A 15358-nucleotide genomic window follows, 5' to 3' on the forward strand; every position below is an offset into this window, starting at 1 on the left:
ACTATAAATGCGTAAATTGATTAAAGGCGACGAAGTCATCGTTATCGCCGGTAAAGACAAAGGCAAACGCGGCAAGATCTCTAAAGTGATCTTGGGTGACAAGAACGGCACTAAGTTTCTTATCACAGGTATTAACCTGAATAAGAAGCACGTCAAACCGAATCCCCAGGCAGGTGTTCAGGGTGGAATCGTTGAGCGTGAAGCGCCGATCCAAGCATCAAATGTTGCGATCTTCAACCCAGAAACCAGCAAGGGCGACCGAGTTGGTTTTGACGTTAAAGAAGATGGTAGCAAGGTCCGCGTTTTTAAATCCACGCACAAGGTTATTGGTGAATAAGGGGTACGACTATGTCTAGACTTAAAGCTCTATACAAAAGTGACGTTGTAGCCGCACTGCAAGCAGAGTTCGGATACGAGAACGTTATGCAAGTTCCTCGCGTCACCAAAGTAACCTTGAACATGGGTGTCGGTGAAGCGATTGGCGACAAAAAACAGATGGATAACGCTGTTCGAGATTTAGAAGCTATATCTGGTCAAAAGATAGTAGTGACTAACGCTCGTAAATCTGTTGCCGGATTCAAAATTCGTGAAGGTTGGCCAATCGGCGCCAAGGTTACCCTGCGCAAAGCGCGTATGTGGGAATTCCTGGACCGCCTGGTTGACATCTCTTTGCCGCGTGTACGTGACTTCCGGGGTATTAACCCCAAGTCATTTGATGGTCGTGGCAACTACAGCATGGGTGTTAAAGAGCAGATTATCTTTCCTGAGATTGAGTACGACAAGGTAGATAAATTGCGTGGTTTGGATATCACTATCACAACCAGTGCTCGCACCAATGATGAAGGCCTCGCTCTATTGAAAGCGCTGTCCTTTCCATTTAAAAGTTAAGGGGTAGGTACATGGCTAAAGAGAGTATGAAAGCTCGCGAAGCAAGGCGTGAAAAGACAGTTGCCAAATACGCGGTTAAACGCGCAGCACTGAAAGCAACTATCAAAGACCCAAGTACTTCCCCGGAAGATACCTGGACTGCACAAATTGCACTGCAAAAGCTTCCAAAAGACGCAAGTCCTGTTAGAATGCAGCGCCGTTGTCAGATGACGGGTCGACCACACGGCGTTTATCGCAAGTTTGGTCTTTCTCGAAACATGCTTCGTGAACAAGCCATGTTAGGCAATGTTCCGGGGCTTAAAAAAGCAAGTTGGTAAGCAAAACGGCCTGGGCTGGGGGTTTTATACTCCCAGCTACCGCGTTTTAGCTGAACTTAGAGGTTATATTCAAATGAGTATGCAAGATACGCTTGCGGATATGTTAACTCGTATTCGTAACGCCCAGCGTTCCGGCCATGCTGCTGTCGTAATGCCATCTTCTAAACAGAAGGTTGCAGTCGCGGAAGTATTGAAGCAAGAGGGTTTTATCGGTGTCTTCTCTGTAGAAGGTGAAGCCAAGCTGATACTGACCATCGAACTGAAATATTTCGAAGGCAGACCAGTCATAGAGTCAATCAAACGTGTTTCCCGTCCTGGCCTACGTCAATACTGTGGTTCACAGGATCTGCCTAATGTATCAGGCGGATTGGGTATCGCTATTATTTCCACTTCTAAGGGTGTCATGACTGACCGAGCAGCTCGTTCTGCTGGTGTCGGTGGCGAAATCCTTTGTGAAGTCTTCTAAGGAGTATATTAGCGATGTCTCGAATAGCAAAATCTCCTGTGACAATACCGTCCGGTGTTGAAGTTACGCTGACAAGTAATTCTATTACTGTCAAAAGCGGTGCGGGAACCTTAGTTCAGGCTCTGCACGCCTCCGTTGAAGTGAATCAAGAAGGCGAAGAACTGACCTTCTTACCACGTGACGGCGGCAAGATTGCTCACGCAATGTCAGGCACCATGCGTGCTCTGATCAATAACATGATGGTGGGTGTAACAACCGGCTTTGTGAAAAAACTTACGTTGATTGGTGTCGGTTACCGAGCTAAAGCCGGTGACAAGTCAGTTAACTTGACCTTAGGTTTTTCACATCCTGTCGACTACGTCCTACCTGTAGGTGTATCTGCCGAAACGCCGACCAACACGGAAATCGTGTTGAAAAGTGCCGACAAGCAGTTACTCGGACAAGCCGCCGCAGAAATCCGTGCGTTCCGTCCGCCAGAGCCTTATAAAGGCAAGGGTGTCCGCTACTCTGACGAATCCGTTCGTCGTAAAGAAGCTAAGAAAAAGTAAGGGCATAGGTTATGAGCGAAAAGAAAGTTTCCCGTTTACGCCGTGCTCGTCGAAGCCGCGTAAAAATTTCCGATCTGCGTGTGCATCGTTTGTGTGTCAGCCGCACAAACTTGCACATATACGCGCAGATTATTGCACCGAGTGGTAGTGAAGTTCTGGCCAATGCATCAACATTGGACGTGACTCTGCGCACCGGCGCAACAAGTAATGTCGAAGCCGCAGCCAAAGTTGGCGCTTTAATAGCAGAACGTGCTAAAGCAGCGGGTATCGAACAGGTAGCTTTTGATCGGTCAGGGTTTAAATACCATGGTCGAATTAAAGCATTAGCAGACGCGGCCCGTGAAGGCGGCCTGAAATTCTAAGGTGTGAATGATGGCGAATAATGATCAATCCCAAGCTGCCGGCGATCTGCTAGAAAAATTAGTTCAGGTCAACCGTGTCGCAAAAGTGGTTAAAGGTGGCCGTATCTTCGGTTTCACAGCTTTAACCGTCGTGGGTGATGGTAATGGTAAGGTCGGCTTTGGTCGCGGTAAGGCTAAAGAAGTTCCAGTTGCAATTCAGAAGGCCATGGACGCTGCTCGCAGAAACATGGTTGAAGTGAATATAGTCGACGGCACATTACAATATCCCGTAACAGCACGTCATGGCGGATCCAAGATCTTCATGAAACCTGCTACCGATGGTACTGGCGTAATCGCCGGCGGCGCAATGCGTGCCGTACTTGAAGTTGCTGGTGTTCATAATATCCTGGCGAAGTGTTATGGCTCGACCAACCCGGCTAACGTTGTTCGCGCAACTGTTAAGGGTCTGTCGATGATGCGTTCACCCGAAGACATCGCTGCTAAACGCGGTCTGTCTGTTGAAAAGTTACGAGGGTAAACCATGGCTAGCAAGACATTGAAAGTGCAATTAGTCCGTAGTCCCATTGGCGCCCAGCCTAAGCACCGGTTATCGGTAAAAGGCTTAGGTCTGAGCAAAATAAATCAAGTTCGTGAGCTGGAAGATACACCTTCAGTCCGCGGCATGATCAACAAAGTGCACTATCTTGTGCGCGTAGTTGAGGGGTAATAGGATGTTTTTAAATACATTAAGCCCGGCCGATGGTGCTAAAAAAGCTCCAAAACGTGTTGGCCGTGGTATCGGTTCTGGTCTGGGTAAGACCGCCGGTCGCGGACACAAAGGTTTGAAGTCTCGTTCAGGTGGTTCGGTTAAACCCGGCTTTGAAGGCGGTCAAATGCCATTGCAGCGTCGTCTGCCAAAGTTTGGTTTTAACTCGCGCAAAGCAGCTTATGTTGCTGAGATTCGGTTACACGAATTGACCATGGTTGAAGGCGATGTTGTGGACCTGAACGCGTTGAAAGATGCCGATTTAATTGGGCACAAGATTCTCCGCGCTCGCGTTATCCTTTCTGGTGAAATCAAGTCCGCTGTTACAGTGAAAGGCTTGAAAGTCACCAAGGGTGCAAAAGCAGCAATCGAAGCAGCAGGCGGCAAGGTAGAGGAATAGCACCTTATGACCAAACAAGGACTACCGTCAGGAACTAGTGGTGGTGGGTTGGGCGAGCTTTGGGCTCGCCTTCGTTTCGTTCTGCTGGCTTTGCTGGTATATCGAATCGGTGCCCACATCCCCGTACCTGGGATAAACCCGGAGCAGTTAGCGGCATTATTCGAGCGTAACCAAGATACCATTTTGAGCATGATCAATATGTTTTCTGGTGGCTCGCTTGAGCGTATGAGTATCTTCGCATTAGGCATTATGCCCTATATTAGCGCGTCGATTATCATGCAGTTGCTAACTGTCGTAAGCCCACAGCTTGAGCAGTTGAAGAAAGAGGGTGAATCAGGACGTCGTAAGATGTCTCAGTACACTCGTTACTTTACTCTGGTGCTGGCATTGGTTCAGTCCTTTGCTATATCAGCGGGACTAGCGAGCCAAGGGATCGCGTTTGCTGCGAGCCTAAGCTTCTACTTCGTTGCGGTCATTACCTTTACGACCGGAACGATGTTCTTAATGTGGCTGGGTGAGCAGATTACTGAACGTGGTATCGGAAATGGTATTTCCTTGTTGATCTTCGCCGGTATTGTTGCGGGTTTACCCGGAGCGATTGGGCAAAGTTTTGAGTCAGCCCGTTTGGGCGACCTGAGCATCATAGCCCTGTTGGTTGTTGGTCTGTTTGCGATAGCCGTTGTTGCCTTTATCGTGTTTATCGAGCGTGGGCAACGTCGGATTACTATCAATTACGCCAAGCGTCAGCAAGGTCGTAAAGTGTTTCAGGCACAAAGCAGTCATTTGCCTCTTAAGGTTAATATGGCTGGTGTGATCCCACCAATTTTTGCATCCAGTATCTTGCTGTTTCCAGCATCACTGGGTAATTGGTTTGGTCAGAACGAAGGTATGGGGTGGTTGCAGGACGTGGCAATATTGCTCGGTCCGAATCAACCGCTCTATTTGGTGTTGTTCGCTTTAGCAGTCGTATTCTTCTGCTATTTCTATACCGCCGTCACCTTTAACCCTAAAGACGTAGCTGAGAACCTAAAACGTTCTGGTGCGTTCATCCCGGGCATACGCCCAGGTGAGCAAACTTCACGCTATATCGATGGTGTTTCAGCGCGACTGACCTTCTTTGGTGCTCTGTACATTACTACTGTGTCGCTATTGCCCCAAGGCCTGGTCATGGCAGTGAACGTACCCTTTTACTTAGGTGGTACTTCTTTGCTGATCGTGGTTGTTGTTGTCATGGACTTCATGGCTCAAGTACAAAGTCACTTGATGTCGCATCAGTATTCATCGCTGATGAAGAAGGCAAATTTGAAATCAACCGGAAATCTTTTTTAAGACCCGGTAATTTGGTGGAGTTAAGCATGAAAGTACGTGCATCCGTAAAGAAAATCTGCCGTAACTGCAAGATTGTTCGCCGAAACGGTGCGGTGCGTGTGATCTGTACAGATCCAAAGCACAAGCAACGTCAAGGGTAATTAGCAATTACTCGGATAGGCTTGCTTTTAGATAGAGCAAGCGGTATCCTTTCGCGCCCCCAGAACCCTTGGGGGAAATATGCATAAAGATAAGGTAGCTGCCTTATTAATCTTATTAATAGACGGAGTAAGTTGAATGGCCCGTATAGCAGGCGTCAATATACCTGACAATAAGCATGCGGTGATTTCGCTGACCTATATCTTCGGAATTGGTCGCACCCGTGCTAATGACATCTGTAAGTCAGTAGGCATAGAGCCAACCACGAAAGTGTCCAATCTTGACGAGTCTAAACTCGACGAGATTCGCACAACAGTCGGTGAATACACTGTTGAAGGTGATCTGCGCCGTGACGTTCAAATGAACATCAAGCGCTTGATGGATTTGGGATGTAATCGCGGAATACGTCATCGTCGTAATCTGCCCGTTCGCGGACAGAACACGAAGAACAACGCACGTACCCGTAAAGGTCCTAAGAAGCCAATCAAACGCTAAGTTTGATTCGCACACATAAGTTTTAACATAGGAAATCGAAGATGGCAAAGCCAGGTACGAAGGCACGAAAGAAGGTGAAAAAGCAAGTGGCGGATGGCATTGCGCATATCCACGCTTCTTTTAATAACACCATCGTGACCATCACGGACCGCCAAGGCAATACCCTGAGTTGGGCAACTGCTGGTGGCTCCGGTTTCCGTGGATCGCGTAAGAGCACTCCATTTGCAGCACAGATCGCCGCTGAGCGAGCTGGTACCGCTGCACAGGAATATGGTCTTAAGAATTTGGATGTGGAAGTTAAAGGTCCAGGTCCAGGTCGTGAATCTGCGGTACGCGCACTAAACGCGGTGGGATATCGCATCAGTAACATTACTGATGTGACACCGATTCCTCATAATGGATGTCGCCCGCCCAAGAAGCGTCGCGTTTAATATAGGAGACAGAGTTTTATGGCACGTTATATTGGCCCAAAGTGTAAGCTGTCTCGTCGTGAAGGCACTGACTTATTCCTGAAAAGTGGCGTTCGAGCACTTGATTCTAAGTGCAAGATCGAAACAGTACCAGGCGTTCACGGTGCACGTCGTACTCGGTTATCCGATTATGGCATTCAGCTTCGTGAAAAGCAGAAAGTCCGTCGTATTTATGGTGTGCTTGAAAAGCAATTCCGTAACTACTACGCAGACGCGGCTCGAATCAAGGGTGCAACCGGTGAGAACCTGTTGCAACTGTTAGAGCGACGTTTAGATAATGTTGTTTATCGAATGGGTTTTGGTGTTACTCGCGCGGAATCGCGCCAGTTAGTATCACACAAGGCAATTCTGGTAAATGGCCAGGCGGTTAACATTCCGTCATACCAAGTCGGACCCGGAGATATCGTATCCGTTCGTGAAAAGTCACTCACACAATTGCGCGTTAAAAACGCATTGGATGTTGCGGCTTCACGTACCACGGTAACTTGGGTTGAAGTTGATGCCAAGAAAATGGAAGGTAAGTTCAACTCTGTTCCAGAGCGTTCTGAGCTTTCACAAGACATCAACGAAAACTTGATTGTGGAATTGTACTCTAAGTAATCTCACTGCAAATAGGGGCAACTATGCAGCGTTCAGTTAACGACTTTTTGACGCCACGTCACATCGATGTGCAAGAAGTAAGTGCGAACCGTGCCAAAATCACGCTCGAACCTCTCGAACGTGGCTTTGGTCACACTTTAGGCAGCGCACTGCGTCGTATTCTGCTGTCGTCTATGCCAGGCGCGGCGATCACCGAAGTTGAAATCGACGGTGTTCTACACGAATACAGTACCATCGAAGGCGTTCAGGAAGATGTTCAGGAAATCCTGCTCAACCTGAAAGACGTTGCTGTTAAGTTATTCGATCGTGATGAGTGCACTCTGACTTTGAAAAAAGTTGGTGCCGGTACTTTAACAGCTGGTGATATCCAGCTGGATCACGGTGTTGAAATAGCTAACCCAGAGCATATTATTGCGCACATGGGCACCGCCGGAAACGTCAGTATGACGTTGAAGGTGACTGTCGGTCGCGGTTATGTTCCGGCTGAATCCCGAAGCAGCGAAGAAGGCGAGAGTAAACCAATTGGTCGCTTGCAGTTGGATGCTACTTATAGCCCGGTCGTGCGGGTTGCTTACAGCGTTGAAAACGCGCGGGTTGAGCAGCGTACAGACTTAGATAAATTGATTATTGAACTGGAAACCAACGGTACATTGGATCCTGAAGAAGCCATCCGCCGCTCTGCCACTATCTTGCAACAGCAAGTAGCAGCATTCGTCGACTTGGATCATCAGGCTGAAGCTGTACAAGAGAAAGAAGAAGATAAGATTGATCCTATTCTTCTTCGTCCGGTCGATGATCTTGAACTCACGGTACGTAGTGCGAACTGCCTCAAAGCAGAGAACATATACTACATTGGGGATCTAATTCAGCGCACCGAGGTTGAACTGCTAAAAACCCCTAACCTGGGGAAGAAGTCTTTAACTGAAATTAAAGACGTTTTGGCATCCAAGGGTCTGTCACTGGGTATGGTCCTAGAGTCATGGCCGCCTGCAAGTTTAAAGAACGACGACAAGGTGCTTGCGTGACCTTGAGTCTGGCTGGTAAGGAATTTAGAAATGCGTCATCGTAAAATTGGTCGTCACTTTAATCGAACCAGTGCTCACCGTAAGGCCATGTTTCAGAATATGGCTAACAGTTTGTTTGAGCATGAAGTAATTAAAACGACCTTGCCTAAGGCAAAAGAACTGCGTCGTTTTGCAGAGCCATTGATAACATTAGCGAAGAACGATTCTGTCGCTAATCGCCGTCTGGCTTTCGATCGCACACGTTCAAAAGCAATGGTTGGAAAGTTGTTCACCGATCTGGGTCCCCGTTTCCAGGGTCGTCCCGGCGGTTATTTGCGTGTACTGAAGTGCGGTTACCGCGCTGGTGATAGTGCACCGATGGCAATCGTTGAGCTGGTTGTACGAAATGTAGTCGAAGCTGAAGTTGTCAGCGAAGTCTAGTTTCAAAACAACCGTCTGATAAAAAACCCGGTCTTTACCGGGTTTTTTTTCGCCTGCAATTAACCAGCTTCGATTATGCCCGTTTGCGCATGCGCAGGGCTGCCCTTGCCTGCGCGATAGCCTCGGTGCGTCCCGTCACCCGTAATTTACGATTAATGTTTTTCAAGTGGCTGCGCACCGTGTTGGCTTGTATCCCTAATAGGATGGCGATCTGATCATTCTTCAACTGGTCAGCCAACAAGGCGATGACAGCCCATTCTTTGGCCGTTAGTAAGGCCGTTCTTAGGGTAAGCTGCTGGTCATCCAGTTCGCTCTGGTTGGGTCGATAAAGGAACAACCATTGGCCTGCAGCGCTATCGAGTAGGTCGCCCTGTTCGAGTAAGGGCAAGCCGAGACTGTTCTTATAACAGGCTACGAGACCAATATTCGGCTCTGCTGAGCACCATTCAAGAGCCTCCAGTAAAGCCAATTTAGCAGCGCGAGGTTGATCCATCCGCCTATAGCAGATCGCTAATAAGAGTCTAATCTTGAGGCCTGTTGTTGATCCTGCAAAGTCTTCGTTGTGTTCTATCAGGTTGCAAATGTCCCCGGGCAACGAGATGGGGATAGAGTCTTTGAGGAGCAGTGCGATTAACGGCGCGATCGACTCTTCTAAGGACGCACTCCTATCCCATCGACCAACTTTAGGGCTTCCAGAACCACAGGCTACAGAAGTTCTAACCGACATGGCTTGCCATAACAATAATGCCTGATCAGCCGCCAACCGCCAGTCGGTTTTCATGCATTTCGAGGTCCGCATCCCGCTTAGCTTGGTGGCCGCGTCGGTAAGGCGGCCCCGATCCGCGTTGGCGCTTAAGAGTAGTTGCAGCCGCGCAGTTTGCAGCGGTAATTGCCAGGTGCTGGCCGATACTGACGGGCTATTGCTGTCCTGGGTGAGTAACGACAGCGCAGTGTCGTATTGCCCAGCGCTACTGAGCAGTTTGGTTTGGGCCCAACAAAGAGCCTCAGAGGCAAATAGACTCGATAAGCCCCCGTTAGCAGCAACAGCAAGTGCCTTGTCCAATGGTTCTGCAGCGCCACTGTTATTACCTATTGCCATATAGGCAGAGGCGAGCAGGTAATATGCCTGCGCCGTTTGGGTCTGAAATTGATTTTCTGTGCAAAGCACAATGGCCTGAACGGCGCTTGCGATTGATCGGCTTAATTGACCAAGGTCATGGTGCGCCTCCGCAATAACCAGCAAAGCATGGGACCTTTCCCAGAACATTTCATTACTGGCCGTTGCCAGAGCAGCCTGGGCTAAATCTAGTGCCTGCATTGGCTCGCCAAGTGATTGCGCGAACAGGGCCTCCAATGCATAAAAAGCAGAGCACAGTGTCTTGCTGAGTGGCCCCTGCGCTTTGGCTTTAGCCTGTAACAAGCTTTGCCGGGCCAGATCCGGTTGCTGATCGTTTAGTAGCGTCCAGCACAATAGAATCGCCAGCGGTGTGTCTTGAAGAACTCTGGCCCTAGGCAGCTGTTCAAAACACTGGCCGAGCGTTAGCAACTTGCCACTGCCATAGAGTAACCAGCCATATTGGGTCAGAAAGTCCTGCAGTGCGGACAAACTCCCTGAGGCCAAGATATGCTCGGCCGCCTCCGCATAGTAATCCCGCGTTACCCACCAATAGGCTGCTTTGATATGCAGTTGATCAATTGCCAGGGGTCTTTGTTTGGTGACAATGGCGAGAAGGCTGTGCCGAAACATACTGTGATAGCGATACCAAGGCTCTGCGGTGCCCTCAGGCAGGATAAACAGCTGTTCACGTTGCAATTTATCGATAATAAGGTCGGCATTGAGCCCTGCCGTTAACTCGTTAGCCAACTCGACTGAGAAACGCCGGCAGATTACCGTCGCGTAGAGAAATCCCAATGTCTGCTCGTCGGTATTCTTAAGGACTTCCTCGATCAGATAATCCTGTATCAGGCGCTGGCTTTTTTGTGATTCGCCTGACTCGGGGATTGCGCCAGCGCCATACTGGTTGTGACTGATTAAACACAGTTGCAAGCCGGCAACCCAGCCGCTCATCTCCTTGCTGACCAGCTTTTGCGCCTGCTCAAGACTGTACTGAGGCAGGTTGCGCGTTAGAAACCGCTCTGTGTCCGTTTGGCTGAATTTAATGTCGAGAATATCGAACTGCTGAATCTGATCAGCGCTTCGTAACCGTTTTATGCCAATCGGCGACCGAGTGCGCGAGCCCAGTATCAACGTAAGGCGGCTAGGAAGTTGGGCCAATGTGAGTTCGATAATTTGCCAAATGACCGGGTTCGTGATGGCCTGGCAGTCGTCCAATATTAGAGCCGACGGTCCGGGTATGGCGGACAACAACAGAACCAGATGGCGCACTATGGGTGATTGGTTTTCGTTGATGAAGTGTTTCTCATTTTCGAAAAACTGGCTATGCACTTGCGGAAAGGCTTTGCGCACGGCAACGAAGAGATAGGAGCAAAAACGACTGAGGTCGTTGTCTAACTCATCAAGACTGTACCAAACGGTACTCTGGTCTGCCTGACTGGCCCATTCCGCCAATAGGGTTGATTTGCCGAAGCCGGCGGGGGCGAGCACGCTAATACACTGCTTGGATTGAGCGAGATTGAGCCGCGCCACTAATTGCTCACGGGATATATGGCCTTTTGGCAATGGTGGTCGATTGATCTTCGACGGCAGTATGCGGTATTGGCTTTGAAGGCGGTCAATCGAGTACATGGTGGGCAATATACTAAAGATGAATGGATGGTACATTTTAGCGTTAAATCGCCATAAAAGGCCAAATCGTTAGCAGATTAATGGCAACGGCATGTTATGCGGGGACGCACAGGGCACAAAAAAGGCGTCCGAAGACGCCTCTTAATACGGGCCGTCTGGCTAACCAAATATACCTTTAAACATAAAGAAAAACAGGATGGACAGAATTGCGCCGGCTGGCAGCGTGATCACCCAACTGGTGACAATATGGCCGATGACCCGGAGGTTCAAAGCCGATATGCCCCGTGCCAAGCCGACGCCCAACACCGCACCGACTAGGGTATGGGTAGTTGATACCGGCAATCCAGTACCCGACGCAATGACCACCGTGGTGGCGGCAGCAAGCTCGGCGGCAAAGCCGCGACTCGGGGTCAGCTCGGTAATTTTCTTACCAATGGTACCCATTACCTTATAGCCATAAGTGGCCAGTCCAATCACGATACCCGCTCCACCGAGCAACAGTATCCAACCGGGTAGCACGCTTTTAGCCAGAATTTGACCGTTATTAACGATAACACCGTATACCGCGGCCAATGGACCGATGGCATTGGCGACATCATTGGAGCCGTGAGCGAAGGCCATGGCGCACGCGGTAAAGATCATCAGGACCGCGAAGACCTTCTCGACCGAGGCAAAGCGGAATTGTTTATCGGCCGCCACATCGACCTGAACCCGTGATAAGAGTATCGCGCCCAGACCCATCACCAAGATACCGACAACAGTGGCCAAGCCGACAGACTGCATAAAAGTAATGGACAAGCCAACATGTGAGAGGCCTTTGAGTAGCGTTACCATGGCGATCATAAAGCCAACAAAAAACATATAGATTGGGACATAGCGCTTGGCATTGCCGAACGGGTCATCGGTATTGAGGATCAGCCGAGAGACACTTTTAAAGATCAGATAGGCAAAGACACCGGAAATCAGGGGTGAGACCACCCAGCTGCTAACGATAGACAAGACCTTGTTCCACTGCACGGCGTCGACGCCGATGCCTACGGCGGCAAAGCCAACGATGGCGCCCACAATAGAATGGGTAGTGGAGACCGGCCAACCCTTCCACGAGGCGATAGCCAGCCAGATACCGGCTGCCAGTAGGGATGACAGCATGCCATACACCAGCAGTTCGGGTGAGTCGGTGAGCAAGGACGGGTCGATAATACCCTTGCGGATCGTGCCCGTTACCGCGCCGCCGGCCAAATAGGCTCCAGCGAACTCAAACACCATGGCGATAAGGATCGCCTGTTTAATGGTCAGAGCTTTGGAACCAACTGATGTACCCATGGCGTTGGCGACATCATTTGCACCCACGCCCCAGGCCATTAAAAAGCCAAAAATACATGCCAATATTACGAGCAGTTGCCCGTATTCACTGATGACCGCCATAAAAAATATCCCCAGTTAGTACTGCTAAACTGTGCATGCTCGAGTTTAACGAGCGATTAGAATTTGTAAGCGTGAGCCAACTCGTTGCGAAACATCGGCTAAGTCACCAATTTGTTCGATTATCTTGTACAGAAACATCATGTCGATCGGTGGGAAGTCTTGCTCGATGTCGCGCAGTGCGCGGCGCATCTTAATTTCAAATTCATCAGTCTTGTGTTCTTGGTCGTCTAAGCGGTTGAGCAGCGAACCGACGAAATCAACTTCTTTGCTGCCGAAGCCTGTTTCGTAGAGTTCATCCAGTTCCGCTAGGGCTTCCTTGGCGCGTTTTGAGGTGTTAATGGCAGCCTTAAGGTAGCGCATCATCAGCGGTCGAATTGGCTTGGGTATGCCCATTTCACGACCGAGCATGATACCGGAGATATCCTTGGCGCGATTGGCGATGCGATCCTGCATGCTGAGTAGCTCAAGCAAATCGGAACGCGGTACCGGCATAAAGAGGCTATTTGGTAGATGAGCGCGAATGTCTTTTTTAAGCGCGTCGGCTTCCGATTCCAATGTGATAATGGTCTCGCGAACCTTGGCAGCTGCCTTGTAGTCGCCGGTCATAGCCGCTTCAAAGAAGGGTACTAAGGCCTTGGTACAGGCATGCGCTTTACTGATATGTTCTTGCATCGGTTTGACCGGGGAACGGCCAAACAACAATGACAGCGGACTGCTTGTCGACATGTAGAAACCCTCAAACAGATTTTAGAATGTCGGCATTATAGTGGTTTTGCCCTGTAATAAAACTGTAATCAAGCATTCAGCGCTTTAAAGAAGTGAATAAAAGACAACAAAGCCTATGAGCCGGGCCTATTGGGCAAGTTGTATGCTTTTTTCATTGCCGGCAAAAACGATTAGGGCCCGATCATTGCCCAATTTTCGACTGAACATATAGGGTTCACGGTTGATTTGCTGGTGATGACCGGCGCCGATTGGACTGTGGCGGTTGCGACACTGACCGATTTTGCGCCAGTGGGCGAACAAACTCTGGCGTTGTCTAGCGGCTGAATCACCCATTGGCTGCTGGCGTGGTTGTCTGCACTAACGAGTAGGCAAAAAAGTGCAGCTAGGCTTGAGGTGCGGTGCATGGGCCCACTCTGAGAAACAAGACCCGTTACCATAGCGAGCCCGCACCGGCTTGCGAAGGTTGTTTTTCATGGGGTTGGACTGAGAGCAGGGCATCGCGAGCGAACTTGCCGCTCAGTCTGGAGCGTCGGCCCTGCTGATGCGCGGTTCAATCGGTCGAATACGGCGATTGTCATCGATCGCGACGTAGACAAATTCGGCCTCGGTTACCTTATGACGCAACTCGTCTTCCGGCATGCGGCTCCAAACCTCGACCATAATGCGCGCTGAGCTGCGGCCCATGGATATTAGATGGGTATAGCAGCAGACTACCGAGCCAACCTTGATCGGCCGAATAAAGCTCATATCACCGATCGCCATGGTCGCGGTGCGGCCGCGAGCGATGCGATTGGCAACTATGCTCGCGGCAGAGTCCATCTGGGTTACCAGCCAGCCACCGGAGATATCGCCACTGATGTTGGCATCGGTGCGATTGGCCAAAATACGCAGCTGCAGTTCGCCGCGCGGTTCGGGGTTTGATTCGTCGAGCTTCTTCATGGTACGCCGTCTTCCGGGTTGATTAGGGTTTTTATTGTTGGCTTAAGTCCTCTGCGTCCGAGGGCTGAAACAGATCTCTATGGTGCCTAAGGACCGGGCCTGGGACAAGCCGAAACGCTGAAAATAATTTAATAGTCTGGCTGTCATCCAATTGTCATATTTAATTCATATGATTATCACATTGGCCGACTAACATGCTTTCCGAGTTGAAGGCTCAGCCCTAGTAATTAACGGAGAGAATCCTGTGAAAAAGACTATATTAGCTGCGATATTGGTTACAACCACTGCATTAACAGCCCTGCCTGTGATGGCGCGAGATCAGATCAGCATCGTGGGTTCCTCTACGGTTTACCCCTTTGCAACGGTAGTGGCGGAGCGTTTCGGTCGAGGCACTAATTTTGCGACCCCTACTATCGAGTCGACCGGTTCAGGTGGTGGCTTGAAATTGCTCTGCGAGGGTATCGGTGAAAACACCCCGGACATTACCAACTCCTCTAGCTATATAAAGCAGTCTCAGTTCGATGCCTGTGCCGAAAAGGGCATTGATATCATCGAAGTGAAGATCGGCTATGACGGAATTGCTTTTGCGAACAGCAAAAAAGGTCAAAAAATTGACGTTAGCCAAGAAGAGCTCTTCTTGGCGTTAGCTGCCCATGTGCCCGGACCGCAAGCCGGTGAACTCATAGAAAATCCGTACCAGACCTGGCAAGACGTGAATCCTGCGCTGCCGAATATTGCTATCCGCGTGCTCGGGCCGCCGCCAACCTCCGGCACCCGTGCTGCCTTTGTTGAGTTGGTGATGCAAAAAGGTTGTGCCAAGACCGACTGGATCAAGGCGTTGAAGAGTACCGATAAGAACCGATACGGCGAGATATGTGATTCCATGCGTGAAGACGGTGCTTTCGTTGAAGCCGGCGAGAACGACAATCTGATCGTACAAAAATTGGATGCAGATCCGGATGCCTTCGGTATCTTCGGCTTCTCATTCCTTGACCAGAACAGCGATAAGTTGCAAGGTGCTGCTTTTAATGGTGTTGATATCAGCTTTGAATCCATTGCCGATGGTTCTTATCCAGTATCTCGACCACTGCACTTCTTTGTTAAGAAGCAGCACATCGGTGTCGTGCCGGGTATTATGGAATATGTTGAAACGTTTCTGAGCCCAGCGGCCCAAAGCGATGACGGTTACTTGGCCGAAAAAGGTCTGATACCACTCGGCGGAGTAGAGCTGACCGAGATGCGCGCAGCAGTCAAAGCCCAAAAAGTTATGAAAATGTAAAGCGTGCTTTGGTACACTAAAAAGAGCCACAATTCTTGTG

Annotated in this window: 21 protein-coding genes; 17 read left to right on the forward strand and 4 right to left on the reverse strand. The window is 49.7% G+C overall.

Features of this window, described 5'->3' with window-relative positions; translation table 11 throughout:
• The first annotated feature begins 7 nt into the window (after window positions 1-7).
• From rplX to rplQ, 16 genes are all read left to right on the forward strand, one after another.
• A complete protein-coding gene (rplX, locus tag REIFOR_RS01730; protein WP_100255921.1) occupies window positions 8-337 on the forward strand; it encodes a 50S ribosomal protein L24 in 330 nt (109 codons plus the stop codon).
• Between the two features lie 11 nt (window positions 338-348).
• A complete protein-coding gene (gene rplE / locus REIFOR_RS01735; protein WP_100255922.1) occupies window positions 349-888 on the forward strand; it encodes a 50S ribosomal protein L5 in 540 nt (179 codons plus the stop codon).
• Between the two features lie 11 nt (window positions 889-899).
• Window positions 900-1205 (forward strand): 30S ribosomal protein S14, encoded by a 306-nt coding sequence (gene rpsN / locus REIFOR_RS01740; protein WP_100255923.1) that lies wholly within the window; start codon window positions 900-902, stop codon window positions 1203-1205.
• A gap of 73 nt (window positions 1206-1278) precedes the next feature.
• A complete protein-coding gene (gene rpsH / locus REIFOR_RS01745; RefSeq protein WP_100255924.1) occupies window positions 1279-1671 on the forward strand; it encodes a 30S ribosomal protein S8 in 393 nt (130 codons plus the stop codon).
• A 14-nt stretch (window positions 1672-1685) separates the two neighbouring features.
• Window positions 1686-2219 carry a 50S ribosomal protein L6 gene (rplF, locus tag REIFOR_RS01750; protein WP_100255925.1) on the forward strand — a complete coding sequence of 178 codons (534 nt, stop codon included), beginning with the start codon at window positions 1686-1688 and terminating at the stop codon, window positions 2217-2219.
• 11 nt (window positions 2220-2230) lie between these two features.
• Window positions 2231-2581: a 50S ribosomal protein L18 gene (gene rplR / locus REIFOR_RS01755; RefSeq protein ID WP_100255926.1), complete on the forward strand. Its 351-nt coding sequence runs from the start codon at window positions 2231-2233 to the stop codon at window positions 2579-2581.
• 10 nt (window positions 2582-2591) lie between these two features.
• On the forward strand, window positions 2592-3098 hold the full coding sequence (gene rpsE, locus REIFOR_RS01760; protein ID WP_100255927.1) for a 30S ribosomal protein S5: 507 nt from the start codon (window positions 2592-2594) through the stop codon (window positions 3096-3098).
• 3 nt (window positions 3099-3101) lie between these two features.
• Entirely contained in the window at window positions 3102-3287 is a 186-nt protein-coding gene (gene rpmD / locus REIFOR_RS01765) for a 50S ribosomal protein L30 (RefSeq protein ID WP_100255928.1), read from the forward strand.
• A 4-nt stretch (window positions 3288-3291) separates the two neighbouring features.
• Window positions 3292-3726 (forward strand): 50S ribosomal protein L15, encoded by a 435-nt coding sequence (gene rplO / locus REIFOR_RS01770; protein WP_100255929.1) that lies wholly within the window; start codon window positions 3292-3294, stop codon window positions 3724-3726.
• Between the two features lie 6 nt (window positions 3727-3732).
• Window positions 3733-5055, forward strand: a complete 1323-nt coding sequence (secY, locus tag REIFOR_RS01775) for a preprotein translocase subunit SecY (RefSeq protein WP_100255930.1) — start codon at window positions 3733-3735, stop codon at window positions 5053-5055.
• A gap of 26 nt (window positions 5056-5081) precedes the next feature.
• On the forward strand, window positions 5082-5195 hold the full coding sequence (rpmJ, locus tag REIFOR_RS01780) for a 50S ribosomal protein L36 (RefSeq protein ID WP_100255931.1): 114 nt from the start codon (window positions 5082-5084) through the stop codon (window positions 5193-5195).
• Window positions 5196-5331: 136 nt separating this feature from the next.
• Window positions 5332-5688, forward strand: a complete 357-nt coding sequence (rpsM, locus tag REIFOR_RS01785) for a 30S ribosomal protein S13 (protein WP_100255932.1) — start codon at window positions 5332-5334, stop codon at window positions 5686-5688.
• Window positions 5689-5729: 41 nt separating this feature from the next.
• A complete protein-coding gene (gene rpsK, locus REIFOR_RS01790; RefSeq protein WP_100255933.1) occupies window positions 5730-6119 on the forward strand; it encodes a 30S ribosomal protein S11 in 390 nt (129 codons plus the stop codon).
• Window positions 6120-6137: 18 nt separating this feature from the next.
• Entirely contained in the window at window positions 6138-6758 is a 621-nt protein-coding gene (gene rpsD / locus REIFOR_RS01795; protein WP_100255934.1) for a 30S ribosomal protein S4, read from the forward strand.
• Between the two features lie 23 nt (window positions 6759-6781).
• Window positions 6782-7783, forward strand: coding sequence for a DNA-directed RNA polymerase subunit alpha (locus tag REIFOR_RS01800; protein ID WP_100255935.1), 1002 nt, complete (start codon window positions 6782-6784; stop codon window positions 7781-7783).
• Window positions 7784-7813: 30 nt separating this feature from the next.
• On the forward strand, window positions 7814-8203 hold the full coding sequence (rplQ, locus tag REIFOR_RS01805) for a 50S ribosomal protein L17 (RefSeq protein ID WP_100255936.1): 390 nt from the start codon (window positions 7814-7816) through the stop codon (window positions 8201-8203).
• Window positions 8204-8276: 73 nt separating this feature from the next.
• Here rplQ and REIFOR_RS01810 read toward each other — a convergent pair whose 3' ends face one another.
• The 4 genes from REIFOR_RS01810 to REIFOR_RS01830 all read right to left on the reverse strand — a co-directional run bounded on the left by REIFOR_RS01810 (window position 8277) and on the right by REIFOR_RS01830 (window position 14039).
• On the reverse strand, window positions 8277-10949 hold the full coding sequence (locus REIFOR_RS01810; protein ID WP_158524263.1) for a winged helix-turn-helix domain-containing protein: 2673 nt from the start codon (window positions 10947-10949) through the stop codon (window positions 8277-8279).
• 159 nt (window positions 10950-11108) lie between these two features.
• Complete coding sequence (locus tag REIFOR_RS01815) at window positions 11109-12374, reverse strand: inorganic phosphate transporter (protein ID WP_100255938.1); 1266 nt, start codon at window positions 12372-12374, stop codon at window positions 11109-11111.
• Between the two features lie 45 nt (window positions 12375-12419).
• Window positions 12420-13100 carry a TIGR00153 family protein gene (locus REIFOR_RS01820; RefSeq protein ID WP_100255939.1) on the reverse strand — a complete coding sequence of 227 codons (681 nt, stop codon included), beginning with the start codon at window positions 13098-13100 and terminating at the stop codon, window positions 12420-12422.
• 516 nt (window positions 13101-13616) lie between these two features.
• Window positions 13617-14039 carry an acyl-CoA thioesterase gene (locus REIFOR_RS01830; protein WP_100255941.1) on the reverse strand — a complete coding sequence of 141 codons (423 nt, stop codon included), beginning with the start codon at window positions 14037-14039 and terminating at the stop codon, window positions 13617-13619.
• Between the two features lie 244 nt (window positions 14040-14283).
• Between REIFOR_RS01830 and REIFOR_RS01835 the strand changes: the two genes are divergently transcribed.
• Complete coding sequence (locus REIFOR_RS01835) at window positions 14284-15318, forward strand: substrate-binding domain-containing protein (RefSeq protein WP_100255942.1); 1035 nt, start codon at window positions 14284-14286, stop codon at window positions 15316-15318.
• Window positions 15319-15358 lie beyond the last annotated feature (40 nt).

The sequence above is a fragment of the Reinekea forsetii genome (genome assembly GCF_002795845.1).
In the GTDB taxonomy this organism is placed as follows: domain Bacteria; phylum Pseudomonadota; class Gammaproteobacteria; order Pseudomonadales; family Natronospirillaceae; genus Reinekea; species Reinekea forsetii.